The organism is Virgibacillus sp. DJP39, from assembly GCF_049310925.1.
Classification (GTDB): Bacteria; Bacillota; Bacilli; order Bacillales; family Amphibacillaceae; genus Virgibacillus_F.
On sequence record NZ_JBMERP010000002.1, the window covers coordinates 12,532 to 34,903 of the forward strand.

At 35.7% G+C, this 22,372-nt stretch carries 21 protein-coding genes and 1 other annotated feature; all 21 genes read left to right on the forward strand.

Annotated features, from left to right (window positions below; translation table 11 throughout):
- The first annotated feature begins 104 nt into the window (after positions 1 to 104).
- On the forward strand, positions 105 to 1,574 hold the full coding sequence (locus ACOI1D_RS01020) for a UDP-N-acetylmuramoyl-L-alanyl-D-glutamate--2,6-diaminopimelate ligase (protein WP_422498460.1): 1,470 nt from the start codon (positions 105 to 107) through the stop codon (positions 1,572 to 1,574).
- 2 nt (positions 1,575 to 1,576) lie between these two features.
- Positions 1,577 to 2,944 (forward strand): UDP-N-acetylmuramoyl-tripeptide--D-alanyl-D-alanine ligase, encoded by a 1,368-nt coding sequence (locus ACOI1D_RS01025; protein WP_422498462.1) that lies wholly within the window; start codon positions 1,577 to 1,579, stop codon positions 2,942 to 2,944.
- Positions 2,945 to 2,988: 44 nt separating this feature from the next.
- A complete protein-coding gene (gene mraY, locus ACOI1D_RS01030) occupies positions 2,989 to 3,975 on the forward strand; it encodes a phospho-N-acetylmuramoyl-pentapeptide-transferase (RefSeq protein ID WP_422498464.1) in 987 nt (328 codons plus the stop codon).
- Entirely contained in the window at positions 3,972 to 5,321 is a 1,350-nt protein-coding gene (murD, locus tag ACOI1D_RS01035) for a UDP-N-acetylmuramoyl-L-alanine--D-glutamate ligase (RefSeq protein ID WP_422498466.1), read from the forward strand. Before mraY ends, murD begins: the two co-directional genes overlap by 4 nt.
- 75 nt (positions 5,322 to 5,396) lie before the next feature.
- The gene (gene spoVE, locus ACOI1D_RS01040) at positions 5,397 to 6,509 is read left to right on the forward strand and encodes a stage V sporulation protein E (RefSeq protein WP_422498468.1); all 1,113 of its coding nucleotides are present in this window, start codon (positions 5,397 to 5,399) and stop codon (positions 6,507 to 6,509) included.
- Positions 6,510 to 6,684: 175 nt separating this feature from the next.
- The gene (locus tag ACOI1D_RS01045; protein ID WP_422498470.1) at positions 6,685 to 7,476 is read left to right on the forward strand and encodes a cell division protein FtsQ/DivIB; all 792 of its coding nucleotides are present in this window, start codon (positions 6,685 to 6,687) and stop codon (positions 7,474 to 7,476) included.
- Between the two features lie 241 nt (positions 7,477 to 7,717).
- A complete protein-coding gene (ftsA, locus tag ACOI1D_RS01050) occupies positions 7,718 to 8,995 on the forward strand; it encodes a cell division protein FtsA (protein WP_422498472.1) in 1,278 nt (425 codons plus the stop codon).
- A 67-nt stretch (positions 8,996 to 9,062) separates the two neighbouring features.
- Positions 9,063 to 10,196 (forward strand): cell division protein FtsZ, encoded by a 1,134-nt coding sequence (gene ftsZ / locus ACOI1D_RS01055; RefSeq protein ID WP_422498474.1) that lies wholly within the window; start codon positions 9,063 to 9,065, stop codon positions 10,194 to 10,196.
- A gap of 311 nt (positions 10,197 to 10,507) precedes the next feature.
- Entirely contained in the window at positions 10,508 to 11,428 is a 921-nt protein-coding gene (gene spoIIGA, locus ACOI1D_RS01060) for a sigma-E processing peptidase SpoIIGA (protein ID WP_422498476.1), read from the forward strand.
- Positions 11,429 to 11,498: 70 nt separating this feature from the next.
- A complete protein-coding gene (sigE, locus tag ACOI1D_RS01065) occupies positions 11,499 to 12,218 on the forward strand; it encodes an RNA polymerase sporulation sigma factor SigE (protein WP_422498478.1) in 720 nt (239 codons plus the stop codon).
- A gap of 125 nt (positions 12,219 to 12,343) precedes the next feature.
- Entirely contained in the window at positions 12,344 to 13,123 is a 780-nt protein-coding gene (gene sigG, locus ACOI1D_RS01070; RefSeq protein WP_422498480.1) for an RNA polymerase sporulation sigma factor SigG, read from the forward strand.
- 406 nt (positions 13,124 to 13,529) lie between these two features.
- Complete coding sequence (locus tag ACOI1D_RS01075; RefSeq protein ID WP_422498482.1) at positions 13,530 to 13,805, forward strand: YlmC/YmxH family sporulation protein; 276 nt, start codon at positions 13,530 to 13,532, stop codon at positions 13,803 to 13,805.
- Positions 13,806 to 13,861: 56 nt separating this feature from the next.
- Positions 13,862 to 14,668, forward strand: a complete 807-nt coding sequence (pgeF, locus tag ACOI1D_RS01080; protein ID WP_422498484.1) for a peptidoglycan editing factor PgeF — start codon at positions 13,862 to 13,864, stop codon at positions 14,666 to 14,668.
- Positions 14,669 to 14,696: 28 nt separating this feature from the next.
- Positions 14,697 to 15,377, forward strand: a complete 681-nt coding sequence (locus ACOI1D_RS01085) for a YggS family pyridoxal phosphate-dependent enzyme (protein WP_422498764.1) — start codon at positions 14,697 to 14,699, stop codon at positions 15,375 to 15,377.
- A gap of 9 nt (positions 15,378 to 15,386) precedes the next feature.
- A complete protein-coding gene (locus ACOI1D_RS01090; RefSeq protein WP_422498486.1) occupies positions 15,387 to 15,824 on the forward strand; it encodes a cell division protein SepF in 438 nt (145 codons plus the stop codon).
- Positions 15,825 to 15,830: 6 nt separating this feature from the next.
- On the forward strand, positions 15,831 to 16,106 hold the full coding sequence (locus tag ACOI1D_RS01095; RefSeq protein ID WP_422498488.1) for a YggT family protein: 276 nt from the start codon (positions 15,831 to 15,833) through the stop codon (positions 16,104 to 16,106).
- Between the two features lie 3 nt (positions 16,107 to 16,109).
- A complete protein-coding gene (locus ACOI1D_RS01100; protein WP_422498490.1) occupies positions 16,110 to 16,886 on the forward strand; it encodes an RNA-binding protein in 777 nt (258 codons plus the stop codon).
- Positions 16,887 to 16,995: 109 nt separating this feature from the next.
- A complete protein-coding gene (locus ACOI1D_RS01105; RefSeq protein ID WP_422498492.1) occupies positions 16,996 to 17,499 on the forward strand; it encodes a DivIVA domain-containing protein in 504 nt (167 codons plus the stop codon).
- Between the two features lie 61 nt (positions 17,500 to 17,560).
- Positions 17,561 to 17,790: a binding site (T-box leader), on the forward strand.
- 211 nt (positions 17,791 to 18,001) lie between these two features.
- On the forward strand, positions 18,002 to 20,755 hold the full coding sequence (gene ileS / locus ACOI1D_RS01110) for an isoleucine--tRNA ligase (protein WP_422498494.1): 2,754 nt from the start codon (positions 18,002 to 18,004) through the stop codon (positions 20,753 to 20,755).
- Positions 20,756 to 20,885: 130 nt separating this feature from the next.
- Complete coding sequence (gene lspA / locus ACOI1D_RS01115; RefSeq protein ID WP_422498495.1) at positions 20,886 to 21,356, forward strand: signal peptidase II; 471 nt, start codon at positions 20,886 to 20,888, stop codon at positions 21,354 to 21,356.
- Positions 21,353 to 22,264, forward strand: a complete 912-nt coding sequence (locus tag ACOI1D_RS01120) for an RluA family pseudouridine synthase (RefSeq protein ID WP_422498497.1) — start codon at positions 21,353 to 21,355, stop codon at positions 22,262 to 22,264. Before lspA ends, ACOI1D_RS01120 begins: the two co-directional genes overlap by 4 nt.
- Positions 22,265 to 22,372: the final 108 nt, after the last annotated feature.

A 22,372-nucleotide genomic window follows, 5' to 3' on the forward strand; every position in this document is an offset into this window, starting at 1 on the left:
CTAGGCCTTTATATATCGGGCTTTACTGGGTGAAAAAAGAGGGTGGGCTTCTACCCTCTTAAACACCTAATAGGATTAGAATATATATAGATAGGATGAATGCGATGAAGTTGAATGAAATTATTTCTATCATACCATTCTATGAGGTTGTGTATCTAGCAGAAGAAGTACTAATCAGTGAGATAAAAATGGACTCCCGAGCAGTTAAACCTGGCGATTTGTTTATTTGTATTAAAGGATTTACGGTAGACGGACATGATTACATTGAACAGGCAATTACTAACGGAGCTGTTGCTATTATAGCAGAAAAAAAAGTCCATACAAAAGTATCCACTATCGTTGTACCAGACTCTCTAAGAGCGCTTGCGATGATAGCAGCACATTTCTATGATTATCCCACCACGAAAATTCCACTTATCGGGATAACTGGAACAAACGGTAAAACCACCATAACTTATCTAGTTGAATCTATTTTAAATGAATACAAACGGAATACCGGGGTTATAGGTACAATCCAAATGAAAATAGGCAATCATTTATATCCAGTTCAAAACACCACACCAGATTCTTTATTTTTGCAAAAAAACTTTAATAAAATGGTAGAATGTAATGTGGAAGCTGCCATCATGGAGGTTTCATCACATGCATTAGACATGGGAAGAGTATATGGCTGTGATTTTGATATAGCAGTATTCAGTAATTTATCTCAGGATCACTTAGATTACCATGAAGATATGGATGAATATTTACGTGCAAAAAGTCTTTTGTTCTCACAATTGGGTAACACCTATAAGAAGACCAATCCAAAGTTCGCAGTCATTAATGCAGATGACCCGAATTTTGCCGTTATCGCTCGCAGTACAGCTCAACATATCATTTCTTATAGTTGCCAAAAGGAAGCCTCAATTACAGCGAAAGACATTCTGTTGGAAGCTAATCAAACTACTTTCTTATTAACCTGTCCTATGGGGGAGATAAGAATTAGCAGTAAGCTTATCGGAACCTTTAATGTATACAATATGTTAGCTGCGGTTGGAGTCGGTGTTGCACTCCATATACCTTTATTAACGATAAAAGCCGCACTCGAAAAAATAACAGGTATAAGTGGGAGATTTGAACCCATAGAAGGAGATCATTCATTTACAACTATTGTAGATTATGCGCATACACCTGACTCTTTAGAAAATGTTTTAAAGGTAATAACAGATTTTGCGAAAAATAATATCTATGTAGTTGTTGGTTGTGGTGGAGACCGCGATAAATCTAAAAGACCATTAATGGCGAGCATTGCACTAAAATATGCTGATAAGGTTATCTTCACTTCAGATAATCCAAGAACAGAGGACCCAAATGAAATAATAAAAGATATGGTTCGTGGACAAAAAGTAGGTAATTATGAAATAATAGAAGATCGAGAGCAGGCAATTACTCATATCATTAATCTTGCTCTTAAGGACGATATCATTTTAATAGCAGGTAAGGGACATGAAACGTATCAGTTAATTGGCCATTCCAAGTATGATTTTGATGATAGGCAAGTAGCGAAGAACGCAATACGATCTAAGGAGAAATAAATATGTTATTCAATACTAAATGGGTTTCCACTATTTTCCCTAACCACCAGGGGCTAGCGGAAGATAAAATACAAATTAATGAAATCGTTACGGATAGTAGGGTTCGCTCAAACAAGTCCCTTTTCGTCCCCATTCAAGGGGAAAACTTTGATGCTCATGATTATATTAAGCAAGCATTTGACAATGGTGCAGTGGCGGCAATGTGGAATAAAACAAAGGGACTACCTGCTTTTCTTCCAACTGATTTTCCTGTCTTTCTAGTAGATGATACATTAGAAGCATTACAAAATTTAGCTTCTAATTATCGAAAAGATGTTAACCCAACTGTAATAGGAATCACAGGGTCCAATGGAAAAACAACGACTAAAGATATTGTTGCTTCTATACTAAGCTCCTCGTACAGCACACATGCTACAAGTGGGAACTTCAACAATGAGGTTGGTCTTCCGTTGACCATATTGTCTATGCCCAGAGATACTGAAATGTTGGTACTTGAAATGGGTATGAGTAATTATGGTGAAATTGAAGCATTATCACGTATTTCTCAACCTGATTTTGGCATCATTACCAATATCGGTGAATCACATATTGAGTATCTTGGCTCACGAGCTGGAATAGCAAAAGCCAAATCTGAGATAGTGAAGGGTATGACAGGTAAGGGATTCTTATTAGTCGATGGAGATGAGAGTTTGTTAAAAAACTCCATCAAAGCAGGTGTTGCGGATGTTATAACATGTGGGTTTGAAAGTGAAAATAATGTGGAAATAACTAATGTAGCTATAACACATGATTATACAGAATTTGCTCTTTCAACTAGCAATAATACATATAGAATTCCTTTGTTAGGTAAGCATCATGCTTTAAATACTGCATTTGCAGTTACGCTTGCAAAAAAACTTGAAATTGATGAAAACAAAATTCAAGAAGCTCTTTTGACATTACAAGTAACGTCAATGCGATTTGAAATGATAGCTGGTAAAAATGGTATGTCTATTGTCAATGATGCATACAATGCATCGCCAACTTCAATGAAAGCATCCATAGAAGTAATAAAACAAATGGATGGGTTTGCTGAAAAAGTTTTAGTGTTAGGTGATATACTTGAATTAGGTGAACATTCACAAAGCATGCATGAATCAGTCAGTGAAGTAATCGATGAATCAATTTACGCTTTGTATACATTAGGAGATCAAGCAAAACATATTCATGATAAAGTGAAGTCTTTATCTGGTAATATAACTTGCAAACACTTTATTGATGCAGAAAATCTTATTCAGGATTTAGATCAATCCCTGAATAAAGATACACTAGTACTATTTAAAGCCTCTCGGGGTATGAAATTTGAGCAATTAGTTGAAAGAATTAAGTAATAGAAGTATTAATCTGGACGGTACATGTTTAAGGAGGGAAAACAGTGAATTTATCTGCATTATTACTAACTATCGCAATAGCATTTCTAATTACCGTCCTTTTATCCCCAATATTTATTCCTTTTTTAAGACGATTAAAATTTGGACAAAGTATACGAGAAGAAGGACCTAAATCACACGTGAAGAAAACAGGCACACCAACAATGGGAGGAATAATGATAGTTTTCAGCATTATTATTACTTCGCTAATTATGGGGTCGAAAGAAGAAACCCTGCAGTCCATTAACTATGAATTATGGCTTCTGATTTTTGTTATAGGTGGTTATGGACTTCTTGGATTTCTGGATGATTTTATTAAAGTTGCTCTAAAGCGAAACCTAGGCTTGAATTCCTGGCAAAAAATGCTCGGACAAGTAGTAATTGCATTGGTTTTTTATGTAATATTACGCATCAATGAGTTTGACACCTCGATTCATGTTCCTGGTACAACAATGGAATGGGACTTGGGATGGGGCTACGCAATTTTAATTATTTTCATGTTAGTTGGTACATCAAACGCTGTAAATCTAACAGACGGATTAGATGGACTCCTGGCAGGTACGGCAACTATCGCATTTGGAGCATTTGGAATACTAGCATGGTCAGGGGATCCCTTGAATATGGTAGCAATTTTTGCATTGTCGACAGTTGGAGCCCTTTTAGGGTTTTTAATTTTTAATGCACATCCTGCGAAAGTTTTCATGGGTGATACTGGATCATTAGCCCTGGGCGGGTCTTTAGCGGCTATCGCCATTTTAACGAAGCTTGAGATCTTGCTTATTGTCATTGGTGGTGTCTTTGTCATAGAAACCCTCTCCGTTATAATTCAAGTAATATCGTTTAAGACAACGGGTAAGCGAGTTTTTAAAATGAGCCCATTGCATCACCATTATGAATTAATGGGATGGACAGAATGGCGGGTAGTTACAACATTTTGGCTAGTTGGATTATTATTTTCCGCTTTAGGCGTTTATATCGAGGTGTGGTTATGAAAAAATTAACGAATTTTAATTATTCCCATGCGTTAGTATTAGGATTAGCAAAAAGCGGTACAGCTGCAGCAAAAATTTTGCTATCAAATGGCATAAATTTGCGAGTGAATGACAAAAATTCCAGTGAATCAGATGAAATAATTTTGCAACTAAGGGAAATGGGTGCTGAAGTAATTGTTGGGTCACATCCTCTAACAGTCCTAGATGATATAGATGTTGTTATTAAGAATCCAGGTATCCCATATGATAACCCTGTTACAGCAGAGGCTGTGAAAAGGGGTATTCCTGTGTTGACAGAAATTGAGTTAACGAATGGTTTAGTAGACGGTAATATTATTGGAATTACTGGATCAAATGGCAAAACCACTACGACAACCCTAATAACAAACATGATAGCTGAAAGTAACCTTCCAGTTAAAGCAGCTGGTAATATTGGCAAAGTTGCTTCAGAGGTTGCTCAAACTATGGAAGGTAATGAAACATTAGTTTTGGAATTGTCTTCGTTCCAGTTACTAGGAATCAAAGATTTTAAACCAAATATTGCAGTACTTTTAAATATCTATGAAGCACATTTGGATTATCATAAAACAATGGAAAACTATAAAAATGCAAAATATAATATATTCCTAAATCAAACAGCTGATGACTTTGTAATTTATAATGAGGATGACCCTTCATTAAGAGAAGCAATCAAGGCTTCTAAATCTATCAAAATACCTTTTTCTATTTCTGAGCGACTTGACAACGGGGCGTGGGCTGATGAAAATAGTGTTTATTTTAAAAATGAAAAGATCATAGATAAAAAAAATATTTTGTTAGTCGGAGACCATAATGTCGAGAACATCCTGGCAGCAATTTGTGCAGCTAAACTAAACGGTGCAACAAATGAAGCTATACAACACGTTCTAATGAATTTCACCGGTGTGGAACATCGCTTTCAATTTGTAGCTAGAATTGATGATCGTTTATTTTACAACGACTCAAAAGGCACAAATATCCTAGCAACCCAGAAGGCACTTGCCTCGTTTACACAACCAACTATCTTATTGGCGGGTGGTTTGGACAGAGGTAATGACTTTGATGAGCTACTTCCTTATTTAAAGCATGTTAAGGCGATGGTACTATTTGGACAAACGAAAGAAAAACTAAAACAATTAGCGGTTAAAGCCGGTATCAATAGTGTAGTAATAGCTGATGACGTTACAGACGCTGTTGGAAAGGCATTTACTTTATCTTTGCCAGATGAAATTATTCTGTTATCCCCTGCATGTGCTAGTTGGGATCAATATCGCAGTTTTGAAGAACGAGGGGACATGTTTGTTAAGGCTGTGCATACACTAGAATAGGGGCATAGAAAAATAGTTATAATCAATTTTAATTAAGATGCCCTAATTTCATGTATGTGGAAATGGGGTATTTGTTTGGTTCAAAAGTTAATTAAACAGCAAAATAAGCCAGATTATTTATTGTTAGGAATAGTTTTAGCGTTATTAATTATTGGAGTTATTATGGTTTATAGTTCTTCTTATGTTTGGGCTGATTATAAATACGGTGATTCACTATTTTACCTTAAACGCCAATTGCTTTTTGTTGGAGTAGGTATAGTAGCTATGTTTTTTCTAATGATGACACCCTATGGATTGTGGAAAAGTTATTCTAAGATAATATTGTTGGGATGCTTTGTTTTACTAGGTCTTGTAATGATCCCAGGGGTTGGTTTAGTTCGAGGCGGTGCCCAGAGTTGGATTGGAGTAGGCGCTTTTAGTATCCAACCTTCTGAATTTATGAAACTAGGATTAGTAATCTATCTTTCCACTTACCTTACGTTTAACCAGAAATATATTACATCCTTTAAAAAAGGTTTTTTTCCTTCGATTATACTTGTGTTTTCTGCGTTTGGGTTAATTATGCTTCAACCGGATTTAGGAACAGGTGTTGTTCTAGTCCTAACATGCATGGTATTAATCTTCACTGCTGGTGCTAAATTATCCCATTTTTTTGGACTAGCCAGTCTTGGAGTTGTAGCTTTTCTATTTCTAATCATATCAGCGCCATATAGAATAAAACGCATAACGGCATTTATAAATCCATGGGAAGATCCACTTGGGGATGGGTTTCAAATTATTCAATCGCTGTATGCTATTGGTCCTGGAGGTTTAATGGGTGTAGGTTTAGGTAATAGTATTCAAAAGTACTTTTATTTACCAGAGCCCCAAACAGACTTTATTTTTGCTATATTGGCAGAAGAACTAGGCTATATAGGCGGGACGGCAGTGATTGTTTTATTTGTCTTGCTTTTTTGGAGAGGGATTAAAATTGCACTAACCACACAGGATGAATTTGGAAGATATTTAGCCTTGGGTATTACCACAATGCTTTGTATTCAGGTGATGATAAATATCAGTGTTGTAATAGGGTTAATACCTGTAACAGGAATCACATTGCCATTTCTAAGCTATGGAGGATCGTCACTTACCCTTACACTTTGTGCAGTTGGAATTTTATTAAATATAAGCAAATCTTCATCAATCTAGTAAATTTATGGAAGAACCTAAATAGTTTACTACAATTTCTTAAAAAAAAACGGTTATTCTAGGTAATGTTTACTACATATTAGTTCGCGTAGTATGGTATAATTCATGTAACAAAAGCAAACGGCATTTAAGGTGCCGTTTAATTTTGCTAATTTGGAATAAAGGAAGAAATAGAATGAGTAAAAAGAAAGTTGTTTCGATTGAGGATCGTATTCCAAAGCTGAAACAAGCTCGTAAGAAAAAGGCAAACAGACGTCTAATAGTTTATCTTTCTATTTTTTTCTTATTACTGTCGGTTATTGTTTACTTGCAATCGCCTCTTAGTCATGTACACACAATTCAGGTAACCGGTAATCTTGCTTTATCAGACAAAGAAATTGTAAAAAAAAGTGGTCTGACTACTGATGCAAACATCTGGATGGTCAATCAAACTGAAATTAAAAATGAACTAACTAAAAACCCGATGATCGCATCTGTCCTGGTTAACAAAAAGTTACCGTGGACAGTAGAAATTACTGTTGAAGAGTTTAAAAGAGTTGGATACATAAAAAAGAATGGATTCTTTTATCCAATTCTTGGCAATAGTAAAGTATTAACTACATTAAAAAGTGATACAGGCAGTGGTGATGCTCCACTACTTATTGATTTTAGTGACAAAACCATTTTAAACAAAATGACTAAAGAATTAAAACAGTTGCCTCAAAACATTCGAAATTTGATTTCTGAAATTCACTGGAAACCAAAAGACTCAAATGAGAGTAAAATAGTACTCTATATGAGTGATGGTTATATAGTTGACGGTACCATTCGAAACTTTGCTGAAAAAATGAAAGTGTATCCTTCGATTGTTGCGCAGCTTGAACCTGGCAGCAAGGGTATTATACATATTGGAGTAGGCGTATACTTTGAATCGTTTGAGGATAGAACAAACAATGGAAAGAGTAAGAAGACAGAGACTCAAAACTAGATATTTTATAGTTGATTTTAATTTTAAGTCATATACTACTGTTTATTATCGAATGTCTCTGAATGCCAAAAGGTTAAATTAACATGAAAAACCAATAGAAAATTAAAGGATTTTCATAATTATTGTAGAATTACTCATTATATGTTTTAATTTTGCAGTATATTACGATAGAATAATAGATTATATAATCATATGAATTTTGAATAGTAAATTGCTGTTAGGAATTGGGAGGTGCCTTTCTTTGAATCAAAGTGAAATTTTAGTGAGTTTAGACATTGGGACGTCAAAAGTAAAAGTTATTATTGGTGAAGTTGTTAACGATTCTTTAAACATTATTGGAGTGGGTACTGCTAAATCAAATGGGATGAAAAAAGGTGCCATAGTTGATATAGATCAAACGGTTAATTCTATCAAGAATGCTGTTGAGCAAGCAGAACGCATGGTTGGTATGGAAATTGATAGAGTTATCGTTGGAATTAATGGTAATCACATTCAATTACAATCCTGCCATGGTGTGGTAGCCGTTCAAAGTGAAAATCGTGAAATTGGCAATGAAGACATTACCCGCGTTATTGATGCAGCACAAGTAATCTCCATTCCACCTGAACGAGAAATTATTGATGTTATACCAAAACAATTTATTGTTGATGGGCTGGATGAAATTACTGATCCGCGCGGAATGATTGGTGTTCGATTAGAAATGGAAGGGACAATTATCACGTGTTCTAAAACGGTCCTACATAATATTCTTAAATGCGTGGAGCGTGCCAATTTACAAGTCTCCGATATTTGTCTGCAACCACTTGCATCAGGATCAATAGCATTGTCAAAAGATGAAAAAAATCTTGGCGTAGCTTTGATAGATGTTGGAGGTGGATGTTCAACTGTATCAATATTTGAAAATGACCATTTAATCTCTACAAGTGTTGTTCCTTTAGGTGGGGACAATATAACAAAGGATCTATCAATTGGACTGCGTACTTCAACTGAAGAAGCAGAAGACATCAAAATAGATTATGGACATGCATTTTTTGATGAGGCACAAGAGAGTGAAACATTTGAAGTGTCAATTATTGGTAGTAACACGAAGCAGGTGTACAACCAGTTACAGATTGCAGATATGATTGAAGCAAGACTGGAAGAAATTTATGCCTTTGCTGAGCGTGAAATAAGAAAGTCTGGTTATCAAGGATTGCCTGGTGGTTATGTACTAACAGGTGGTACAATGAAAATGACAGGGGTACTGGAGCTTGCTCAAGACCTGTTCCAATCAAATGTAAGAATGGCTATTCCGGATTATATAGGCGTAAGAGAGCCACAATATACTGCAGGAGTAGGTATCTTGCAATTTGCCTATCGTAATGCGAAAATACAAGGGAAAGAATTGTACTCATCCGTAACCGAACGTGCTCTAGAACCAAAACAAAAACGCACCAAAAAAGAAAGCAATACAAAAGGATCGAATGAACCGAAAAAAGAATCAGGTATCGCTAATATATTCAAATATTTCTTTGATTAAAAAGTGAGTTTGATAGAAATCATTCAATAAATGACTCTTGTAATTTTGCAAATTAGGAGGAACAATAATGTTAGAGTTTGATACGAATATGGATCAATTGGCAACAATTAAAGTAATCGGTGTAGGCGGTGGTGGTAGTAATGCTGTAAACCGCATGATTGAGCATGGTGTAGAAGGTGTAGAATTTATAGCTGTTAATACTGATGCTCAAGCATTGAATTTATCAAAGGCTGAAATCAAAATTCAAATCGGTGGAAAATTAACACGTGGTCTTGGAGCTGGAGCTAATCCAGATGTTGGTAAAAAGGCTGCTGATGAAAGTAAGGAACAGCTTGAGGAAGTTCTGCAAGGTGCTGATATGATTTTTGTAACTGCTGGTATGGGTGGCGGTACAGGAACAGGAGCTGCACCAGTAATAGCGCAAATCGCCAAAGAAATAGGTGCTTTAACGGTTGGTGTAGTAACACGGCCATTTACCTTCGAAGGACGTAGAAGAGCTGTACAAGCAGTTACTGGAATAGACGCATTAAAAAATAGTGTAGATACATTAATTGTTATTCCAAATGATCGCCTGCTGGAAATTGTAGATAAAAATACACCAATGCTAGAAGCATTTCGTGAGGCAGATAATGTGCTGCGTCAGGGTGTTCAGGGAATATCAGATTTAATTGCTAAACCAGGCTTAATCAATGTCGATTTTGCCGACGTTAAAACTATTATGTTTGACAAGGGTTCTGCATTAATGGGTATTGGAGTCGCTACAGGTGAAAGTCGTGCAACTGAAGCTGCGAAGAAAGCAATTTCATCTCCTTTATTAGAAACGTCAATTGACGGTGCTCACGGTATTCTAATGAACATTACTGGGGGAGCTAATCTTAGTTTATATGAGGTACAAGAAGCTGCCGATTTAGTTACTTCTGCTGCAGACAACGAGGTAAATGTTATCTTTGGTTCAGTGATTAATGAAGAACTTAAAGACGAAATCATTGTTACAGTTATTGCAACTGGCTTCGATGAAAATCAAAAAAATGAAAATATACCAAAACAACGTCCTATTATTAACAAACAGGCACAATCTACTAATAGACAATTTGAGGAAAAGCCAAGGGAAGCTTCGCCACAACAATCAAATCGGGTAAAGCAAGAAGATGATACCCTTGACATCCCAACTTTCTTACGTAATCGCAATAGAAACAGATAAAACGTTAAATATAGTTTGAATAAACATTCTGGAAACCTCCAGAATGTTTATTTTTTTGGGCAGTAAGTAAAATATAAAAACTTTTTTTCCTGCATAATTGCAACTAAGGCCTGGCGATAAGCCAAGTTTTCTAACCTTCAAGTCTGAACTTGTATTCTACAATCTAGTTCTCCGACAATCTCCCCGATAAGAAATTAAAAAAAAACCCTTTTTGCTTACAAGAAGCGACAGACTTTTTTTAGAAACTCCCTTATACTTTTTAGTATTCAAGTGATTAAAAAAGAAATTTGAAATTGGAAAGGAAGGGAGAAGTGACAATTTATGTTGATGTAATCTGGTTACTCAATTTCCTATTTGACATGATGTTAATTATGCTGACACTTTTAGTAGGTAGAGAGAGTACCAGTAAAAGAAGAATACTATTAGGTTCATTTGTCGCTTCAATGATTGTTCCAATCTCAATCTATTTTCCCGAGTCGCTTTTTACAAGTGTGATAGGGAAATTCACTTATTCGATATTAATTATCCTATGTGTTTGTAGGTATCGATCCTTCTATCAAATTTGCAGGATACTTTTTTTATTTTACTTTGTAACGTTTACTGTAGGAGGTGGCTTGATTGCTTTACATTACATGTTGGAAAGCCCATTCGGCGTATCTTCTAATGGAATTCTAACGTTTAAGAATGGATATGGTGACCCGGTTAGTTGGGTGTTTGTAGTTATATGTTTTCCTGTCATTTGGCATTTTACGAAAAAGAGTATGGACAGGCACGCTATAGAAAAAATTCGCTATGATCAATTGTGCCCAGTTACAATGAAGATTAATGGTAAAACATTCTCGACGACTGGTTATATTGACAGCGGAAACCAACTAGTAGATCCACTAACTAAGAGTCCTGTAGTCATCTGTGATGAACCCTATTTAAAACAATGGTTTCTTCCAGATGAATGGGAAGCACTTAAGGAAGCATGTGATATCCTCGATTTTGATTCTATTCCAAAAAAGTTAGAGGGAAGAATACATATCGTTCCATTTCAAGGTGTAGATGGAAAACCTTCTTATATGCTCGCCATAAAACCTGATCACATCAAGATAGTATATGAACAAAAAGAAATTGTAACCAACAAATTGTTAATAGGGATTCAGTTCTCTAATTTAACAAAGGACCAACGTTATCATTGTTTACTGCATCCCCAAATTATAAAATTAGCAACTGTTCATTCAGCCTGACAATGAAAAGGTCATCAAGAAAAAAGGTAGAGTGATTCCGATACTTATTCGTGAAAAGGAGAGAATAACTTTGAAAATGTTGAAACTTCGTGTGCAATTATGGTGGTATAAAATATTAATTAAACTAGGTTTTAAAGCTGATGAAATATACTATATTGGTGGAAGTGAGGCATTACCACCACCACTTTCGAAAACTGAAGAGCAATCGTTACTAAAGAGGTTACCTACTGGTGATAAGGCTGCTCGCGCAGTGTTGATTGAACGGAACCTCCGTTTAGTCGTATATATTGCACGTAAATTTGAAAATACAGGTATAAATATAGAAGATTTAATAAGCATAGGTACAATAGGATTAATTAAGGCAGTAAATACATTTAAGCCTGAGAAACAAATTAAGTTAGCTACCTATGCGTCAAGATGCATAGAAAACGAAATTTTAATGTATTTGAGAAGAAATAACAAATTAAAATCAGAAATATCCTTTGATGAACCACTAAACATTGATTGGGACGGAAATGAGTTACTATTGTCAGATGTATTAGGTACTGAAAACGATGTTATAACAAAGAATTTAGAAAAAACTGTTGATAAAGATTTGTTGAAAAATGCTTTATCCCATCTAAACAGCAGGGAAAAACAAATTATGGAACTGCGGTTTGGGTTAATTGGCCAGGAGGAAAAAACTCAAAAAGATGTTGCTGATATGTTAGGGATTTCACAATCCTATATTTCCAGATTAGAAAAGAAGATTATTCGTCGTTTAAAAAAAGAATTTAATAAAATGGTATAGCCCTACTACCAGTTGAAATGCACTCATTTTTAACCCTTTTTAACACATTCGATTTTGCATAAAAAACCTTTTACGCGGAGATACTGTCCTTGAACAGCATCGCTAACTGGGAGGGCAGAATCGATATGATTAGACATAAGGTTGAGATATGTGGTGTTGATACATCGAAATTACCAGTACTAAAGAATGATGAAATGCGTAAATTATTTGTAAAAATGCAGGACGGAAATTTATCAGCCAGGGAAGAATTAGTAAATGGGAATTTACGATTAGTCCTAAGTGTTATTCAACGGTTTAACAATCGTGGGGAATATGTAGACGATCTATTTCAAGTAGGATGTATTGGATTAATGAAATCAATAGACAATTTTGATTTAGGTCATAATGTTAAATTTTCCACTTATGCAGTTCCAATGATTATTGGAGAAATTAGAAGATATTTAAGAGACAATAATCCAATTCGTGTATCACGATCATTGCGTGATATTGCGTATAAAGCATTGCAGGTCAGAGAGAGCTTGGTTAACAAAACATCAAAGGAACCCACATCAAAAGAAATTGCCGAGGAGTTGGGAATCCCTCAATCTGACATAGTTTTTGCATTAGATGCCATACAAGATCCTGTCTCATTATTTGAACCAATTTACAACGATGGTGGCGATCCGATTTTTGTAATGGATCAATTAAGTGACGATACGGATAAGGATTCCACCTGGGTAGACAAGCTTTCTTTAAAAGAAGGCATGCACCAGCTAAACGAACGTGAAAAGTTGATTGTTAACAAACGTTTTTTTCAAGGCAAAACACAAATGGAAGTCGCAGACGAGATAGGTATCTCACAAGCGCAAGTATCCCGTCTTGAAAAAGCAGCAATCAACCAAATGAACAAACAAATGTTTGAGTAAATAGAAAAGCGGAGGCGCCCGTTTAACGACGTATGGACTGGACTGACATGTTCAAGATAAAGGAAAGCCAAAAGTGCACTTCTTTTGTGCTTGACTTATCGAAGAACAGAGAAGGAAGTCCACTAGTCGTTGGGCGCAGCAGCTAGACAATAGAAAAGCGGAGGCGCCCGGTCTGAAGCGGACGCATAAGCAGAGAACCGAAGAACACATGGGTTTAAGTGTTCGAAGTGTTCAATGCTTATGACGACAGCTTCAAGGAGCAGCGATTTGGAAGTAATAACTGCAGCCTAAATAAGTGCTCTTAGAGAACAGATAACCTCGCATCTGTTCTTTTTTCTGTTTTACCGTATTTTTAATACAAAATATTGTTAGCCGTGCATATAGATTTAGTAAGGAAGGTGATTAAATGATAAAACTTTCAGAACTTCAGATGAAAGAAATTATCGTCATTGAAAATGGAACACGGCTAGGGCATATTTCAGATTTGGAAATCGATGCAGTAAACGGAAGAATCATAGCATTAATTGTGCTGATAAAAGAAGGAAAAAGTGGGATGTTTGCGAAGTCTGGTGAAATGATTATTAACTGGAACCAGATAGTCACTATAGGAGCAGATGTTATCTTGGTTCAGTTAAAGGAAAATAATACACTTCTTTTAAGTAGTAAACAAACTTGGAATTAAAGTAAAACATTAATTGTGATAAAATGAGTAAAGGACTTTTTTGTGGAGGAATTTAAATGGAAGCCTTTAATCAGGAAAATGAATCTTTTTTATCACTAACCAATTGGGAGCAAATAAAACCTTCTTTACGTGTTGGGTTTACCACGCGCCAAGGGGGGACTAGCAAGACACCCTTTGATTCACTTAATTTAGGGTTGCATGTACCAGATCGTTCACATGATGTAATTAGTAATCGGGAATATCTTGCACATAAACTGAATATACCGATTGAGCAATGGGTTAGCGGTCAACAGGTTCATGGGACTATTGTTGAGGTCATTAATGACAAAGTACAGGGTAGGGGTGGATTGTCTTATGAAGATTCTTTACCAGGAGTAGATGGTCTCATCACTAACCAAAAAGGAGTTTTATGTACAGCATTTTTTGCAGATTGTGTTCCGTTGTTCTTTTTTGATCCCGACACAGATTATGTTGGAATTGCTCATGCGGGTTGGAAAGGTACAGTAAATGAAATTGGTGTAGAAATGATTAAAAAGTTCCTTCAGTTGGGTGCTAATATCGAAACATTACGTGTAGCTGTTGGCCCTTGTATCTCACGAACCGCTTATGAGGTGGATGATCACGTTATAAAAAACCTATCTGCTGAACAGATAAAAAACACTACAGATAAACGAAACAATAGTCATTATCTGTTGGACTTGAAGAAATTAAATGTAGAAAATCTTTTACAAAGTGGTGTGTTACGTCATAATATAGAGATATCAAATTATTGCACATATCGTGAAAAGGATTTATTCTTTTCACATCGCCGTGATGAAGGCAAAACTGGAAGAATGCTTGGATTTATTGGTTTTCAAGAATGATTTTGTGTTGAAAGGAGATCTAGTAATCGTGCCAGTAGCTGATAATTTAAAAGAGATACGTGCCAATATAAACGCAGCATGTAAAAGAAGTAATCGAAATGCAGAAGATATTACGATTATTGGAGTAACGAAATATGTTACAATAGAAAGAACATTAGAAGCGGTTGGAGCTGGAATTAAAAATCTTGGTGAAAATCGTTTGGAAGGTTTTCAAGAAAAGTATAACCATTTCAGTGACAGCGTAAAATGGCATTTTATCGGTACACTCCAGTCAAGAAAAGTGAAGGATGTCATCTCCGAGATTGATTTTATCCATTCCTTGGACCGGAAATCATTAGCCAAAGAAATAGACAAGCGTTCTAAACGCCCAATTGATTGTTTTATTCAAGTAAATGTAAGTGAAGAGGAATCTAAGCATGGTGTGGCGTTAGGTGATGTTGAATTTTTTATTTCAGAACTTAAGAATTATTCAAACATTCGCGTGATTGGTTTAATGACAATGGCCCAACATACTGATGATGAAAATGTATTGCGACAAACCTTTGCATCACTTAGAGAAAAAAGGGATCAGATTATGTTAAAGGATTTATCCCATGCACCGTGTCAATATTTGTCGATGGGCATGAGTAATGATTATGAAATTGCCATTGAAGAAGGTGCTACTCATATACGCATTGGTTCAAAGTTAGTTGGATCAAAAAATCTGTGAGGTGTTAACGTGAGTATTAAAAATAAAATAAAAACATTTTTTACAATGGATGATGAGTATGAATATGTGGAAGAACAAGACGAAGAACAAGAACAGGAAGATAATTCTGCCAATCATAGTCAAAAACATTCACAAAACGTTGTGAGTTTAAAAAGTATGCAGCAAGCTTCATCGAAAATGGTATTAAGTGAACCAAGGTCATACGGAGAGGCTCAGGAAATTGCCGACAATATCGTAAACCGAAGAGCAGTTGTTATCAACTTACAACGGGTGGATAATGATCAAGGAAAGCGAATCATTGATTTTTTGAGCGGGACTGTTTACGCCATTAATGGTGATATTCAAAAGCTTGGCCCAGACACTTTCCTATGTACACCTGATAATGTAAATGTATCCGGTGTAATTACAGATACATATGAAGAAGACGAAATTGAAAAAGGATGGTAGCATACAATGGAAGCACTGTTTAAAATACTTTATTATGGATTAGAAATTTATAGTTTTGCAATTATCATATATATATTTATGTCATGGTTCCCAGGCTCTCGGGAAACAGCAATAGGTAAGTTCTTAACGAGCATAGCGGAACCATTTTTAGAACCGTTCCGTAAAATTATACCTCCACTTGGTATGATTGATTTATCGCCAATTGTTGCGATATTCGTACTATTTTTGGCTAGAGATTATGGTTTACCAGTATTTTTTAAAATGTTAGCAGGTTTATTCTAAAATATGGATATTTACCAACACTTTAGAAAAGAGGAACAGCCGTATATTGATCGTGTATTATCGTGGAAAGAACTAGTAGAGAGATCATATCAGCCGGTATTAACAGATTTTTTAGATCCTAGAGAGCAACAAATTATTAATTTGTTGGTTGGTGGAGATGACAACGATTTAAAACTCAATTTATTTGGTGGCGGAAATTTTTCCGAAAGAAAACGAGCAATAATCGTACCAGAGTATGAAGAAGTTGTGGAATCAGACTTTGGTATAATTATTTTACAGACAAATTATCATGAGAAGTTTGTTTCACTATCCCATGGAGATGTTATGGGATCTTTTTTATCACTAGGACTTGAACGAAAAAAGTTGGGTGATATCATTGTTAAGGACGGATTGGTCCAGATTTTATTAACAGATGATATCAGTACATATGTCGTAGCAAATCTAACATCAATAAAGAATACAAATGTAAATTTCGTATCAAAATCAATTAAAGAATTAGTCGAAAAAGAGTTGTACTGGATATCGGAAGACCACCTAGTTTCATCTATGCGATTAGACACAATCATAAAAAGTATATACGCTATTTCAAGGCAGACTGCTGCAGAAAGCATTTCTAAGAAATTAGTTAAAGTTAATTATCGAGTGGTAGATGATCGGTCATTCACTGTACAGGCAAATGATTTAATATCATTTAAAGGCAAAGGCCGCAGTAAGGTTGAAGGGATTAATGGAAAGACTAAGAAGGAAAAGCTTAAAATAACAACTTCGAAGTTAAAATAGTTTGAAAAACATGCAGGATTTCCATAGGAAACGTCGAATTAAGTCGTAATAGGAAAAATTTTAATTAATTGATATATTGTTTTCTAAATAAAGTAAGGAGGTGGCCCAAGTGCCATTAACACCACTAGATATCCATAACAAAGAATTCACAAAAGGCTTTCGGGGTTATGATGAAGATGAAGTTAACGAATTTTTAGACCAAGTAATTAAAGACTATGAAATGGTGATTCGGGAAAGAAAAGAACTGAAAGAAAAAATGGAACAACTAAATGAAAAACTAGGTCATTTTACTAATATTGAAACCACCTTAAATAAGTCAATTTTAATTGCTCAGGAAACTGCAGAGGAAGTTCGTGGTAACGCAACGAAAGAATCAAAGTTGATAATTAAAGAAGCAGAGAAAAACGCAGATCGTATTATTAACGAAGCACTTAACAAATCGCGCAGAATTTCCATGGATGTAGAAGAACTTAAAAAACAGGGTAAGGTATTCCGTACTAGACTAAGAATGCTTATTGAAGCACAGTTAGAAATGATTGGAACAGATGATTGGGATCACTTATTTGACGAAGAAATTGGCGAAGAACTTGAATTAGCAGAAAATAGATCTTAATTGTTGACGATTAAAGCAATATTAATCTATAATAAAATAAACTTAATTAATAAGTGAATAGTAACATACAAGGACGGAGACAGTATAATTGTTATACTCTGTTTAAAGCGAGCTGGGATACGGTGTAAGCCTGGTACAGAAAACATTTAGAACATCACTCCTGAGTATCCGATCGAATCTGTCAGAGGAGAATTGGACGTGTCGTTCACGTTACGAACTTCGAGTGAATTTAAGTTTTAATTAAGAATTTAAATTTATAAGGGTGGTACCGCGAGTCTTCTCGTCCCTTTTGGGATGTAGAGGGCTTTTTTTAATATTTTTAGAAAACTTGGCTTATCGCAAGCCTTTTGGCGAAAGCTTAGTGCAGCACTTATGCAGAAAGAAAGTTTATTGCTAAAAATAATTGCTACATAAAACTATTTCTTGATTACAATAACTATTTCTTGATTACAATAAATAAATGATCAAGGCTTATAGCAAGTTAACACTAGGAGGAACAATAATGGATTATAAAGACACATTACTAATGCCAAAGACAGAGTTTCCAATGCGAGGTAATTTACCAAACAAGGAACCTGTACGTCAACAGAAATGGGAAGAAGAAAATATATATGAAAAAGGGCAGGAACGTACAAAGGGCCGACCTTTATTTGTCTTACATGACGGACCACCATATGCAAATGGTGATTTGCATATTGGGCACGCATTAAATAAAATACTTAAGGATTTCATCACTCGTTACAAATCAATGACTGGTTTCAGTGCTCCATATGTGCCTGGTTGGGACACACATGGACTGCCGATTGAAACAGCTTTGACAAAGAAGAAAAAGATAAATCGAAAAGAACTTAGTATTGCTGAATTCAGAAAAATGTGTGCTGAGTATGCAATGGGTCAGATAGATAATCAACGTACACAGTTTAAACAACTTGGAGTCAGAGGAGATTGGGATAACCCATATATCACATTAAACAAGAACTATGAAGCAGCACAAATTAAGGTCTTTGGTGAGATGGCTAATAAAGGGTATATCTATAAAGGATTAAAACCAGTTTATTGGTCACCATCATCTGAATCAGCCCTTGCTGAGGCAGAAATTGAATACCATGATAAGCGTTCACCATCTATTTATGTTGGTTTTGAAGTAACGGATGGAAAAGGTCTACTCGATGGTGGAGAAAAGGTTATCATCTGGACTACTACACCATGGACTATTCCAGCAAATCTTGGGATTAGTTTACACCCAAAATTCGATTATGTTGTTGTAAAGGTAGAGAATGAAAAATTTGTTGTGGCACAGGATCTGCTTGAGACAGTGTCTAATGAATTGGATTGGGAAAATCCAGAAGTTATTAAAACATTTAAAGGCCAAGAGGCTGATAAAATCGTTACGAAGCATCCTTTTTATGACAGAGACTCTATTGTCATGTTAGGTGATCATGTGACAACAGATGCAGGTACAGGATGTGTTCATACTGCTCCTGGTCATGGTGAAGATGATTTTTATGTTTCAAAAGGATATGGACTAGAAGCATTATGTCCTGTTGATGACAAAGGTATTTTTACGAGTGAGGCTCCCGGATTTGAAGGATTATTTTATGATGAGGCAAACAAACAAATCACAGAAAAGCTTGAAGAGGTTGGGGCTTTATTAAAACTAACATTCATCACTCATTCTTACCCACATGACTGGCGTACGAAAAAACCAACAATTTTCCGTGCAACATCACAGTGGTTTGCGTCAATCAAGGACTTCCGCCAAGATATTTTAGAAGAAATTAAACGAGTTAATTGGTATCCAAGCTGGGGTGAAACACGATTATTTAATATGGTTCGAGACCGTGAAGATTGGTGTATTTCACGCCAACGAGCATGGGGAGTACCAATTCCTGTTTTTTACGCTGAAGACCAAACACCGATTATTACAGAGGAAACGATTGCACATATTTCTAAGTTGTTTGCTGAACACGGTTCGAACGTTTGGTTCGAGCGCGAGGCTAAGGATTTGCTACCAGAAGGATTTACATCTGATCATAGCCCAAACGGGAAATTTACAAAAGAAACAGACATCATGGATGTATGGTTTGATTCAGGTTCTTCCCATGAAGGAGTATTAGTTGGTCGAGATGACCATAGACGTCCTGCAGATATTTATTTGGAAGGAAGTGACCAGTATCGCGGGTGGTTTAACTCTTCCTTATCAACGTCTGTTGCGGTTACAGGGAAAGCACCATATGAGAATATTGTCTCTCATGGATTTGTTCTAGATGGCAATGGCCGGAAAATGAGTAAATCATTAGGCAACATTATGAGTCCATCAAAAGTTCAAAAACAATTGGGATCCGATATCCTTCGTTTATGGGTATCATCAGTGGACTATCAAGCAGATGTTCGTATTTCACAGGATATTTTAAAGCATGTGTCAGAGGCGTATCGAAAAATTAGAAATACATTCCGCTTTATGCTGGCAAACTTAGCTGATTTTAATCCTGAAACTGACCGTGTAAATGTAAGTGACTTGCAGGAAGTTGACCAATATATGCTACATCGTCTGCAGCAGATAAACAAAAATGTGAGATCAGGCTATGATAAATTTGAGTTTTCAACAATTTATCATCAGGTTCACAACTTTTGCGCAGTAGATCTTAGCTCATTCTATTTAGACTTTGCAAAAGATATTCTGTATATTGAAGCAGCGGATAACGCGCAACGCAGAAGTATTCAAACAGTTTACTATGATATCTTAACAACACTTGTTCAACTGTTAACGCCAATTATTCCACATACAACAGATGAAGTATGGGAATATATTCCTGGAACTAAGACTTCAGTGAACGTGCAGTTAACAGACATCCCAGATCCAATAGAGGTTTTTGACAATGAGGAACTACCAAAGAAATGGGATCACTTTATGAGTGTTCGCGACGATGTTTTCAAGGCATTAGAAGAAGCTCGAAACAAAAAAATCATTGGAAAATCCTTAGAAGCTAAAATAACCATTGTTGCAAAGGACGAAAACACGAAAGAAGTACTAAACGGTATTCAAAATCTGCATCAGTTATTAATTGTTTCAGAAGCAAATTTAAGTGAAGATAGTAATGGAACAACTGGGTATCGTTTTGTTGACGTTAAAGTCGAAAAACATCCAGGAGAAAAATGTGAACGTTGCTGGATTGCTTCAGAAACCGTTGGAGAAGATAAAGAACACCCAGAACTATGTACACGCTGTGCTGAAATAGTCAAAGAAAACTATTAAGTCAAAGAAAATGCCAATACGTTCAAAATTTTTGTGTGATTGATAGGAAAGAATCCTTCTCTTAAAGCAGAGAAGGATTCTTTATGATAATATGTTACTTAGAAACAAGTTTGGATTTGGGGGAAGATAAATGTACCCGTATTACATAGTTGCAGTAATTTTAGTAGTGATTGATCAAATCACAAAATGGATTGTTGTAAAAAATATGGAATTGTATGAACAAATTACAATTATTGAAAACTTTTTCTATTTCACTTCTCACCGTAATACAGGTGCCGCCTGGGGCATATTAGAAGGAAAAATGCTCTTCTTTTATATTGTAACTGTAATTGTTGTAATAGGCGTTATATACTATATGCAAAAGTATGCAAAGGACAACAAACTACTAGCAGTATCATTAAGCTTTATTCTAGGTGGAGCAATTGGGAACTTTATTGACCGTATTTTTCGCGGTGCAGTAGTTGATTTCCTGGATTTTATTATTATCAACTACGATTTTCCTATCTTTAATATTGCAGATTCGTCTTTAGTAGTTGGTGTTATTCTGGTATTAATAGCAACATTTATTGATGAGAAAAAGAAAGGAAATAAAACAGTATGACAGTAAATCAACATGAAGTGCAAGCCCATCAAAATAAGATTAGGTTAGATAAACTGTTAGCGGATATAAATCCGAATAATTCACGTTCACAAGTACAGACGTGGATTGCTGATGGTTTTGTCAAATTAAACAACGAAGAAGCAAAGCCTAACCATAAATGCCACACAGGAGATGTAATTGAATGGTCTGAGCCTCAACCAAAACCATTGGAAGTAGAAGCTGAAAATATTCCAATTGAGGTAATTTATGAAGATTCCGATGTTATTGTTGTAAATAAACCAAAGGGGATGGTAGTCCATCCATCTGCTGGACACGTCGGAGGAACACTTGTAAACGCATTGCTATACCACTGTAAAGACTTGTCCGGTATAAATGGGGTTGAGCGTCCTGGAATTGTTCACAGAATTGATAAAGATACGAGTGGTCTGTTAGTAGTTGCCAAAAGCGATATTGCACATACAAGTCTTGCAGAACAACTTTCAAGCAAGAAAGTAGAACGCAAGTATGAAGCTGTGGTTCACGGTGTTATTGAACACGACACAGGAATGGTGGATGCACCTATAGGACGAGATCCTAAGGACAGGCAAAGGATGGGAATTGTTGATAAGGGTAAACCAGCTGTAACCCATTTCAGCGTTTTAAATCGATATGATAACTACACACATGTAGAATGTCAATTGGAAACAGGAAGAACACATCAAATTCGAGTACATTTCAGGTATATTGGTTTTCCTCTAGTAGGTGATCCAAAATACGGTCAACGAAAAACATTGAAAGTTGACGGGCAGGCATTACATGCAAAATCTTTAGGCTTTACACATCCACGGACTAAAGAATGGATGAAGTTTGAGGTTAAACCTCCTCAAATATTTTTCGATCTTCTGGATCAGATTAAAATTATGTATTGACACATATACTGTAATTTGGCATACTTAAACAAATGAATAAAGAACCTTTAAAGATAGTCCTGAGAGACTAAAAAGGAGTCGGTTATGAGATAGACATAGGTCTGTCGT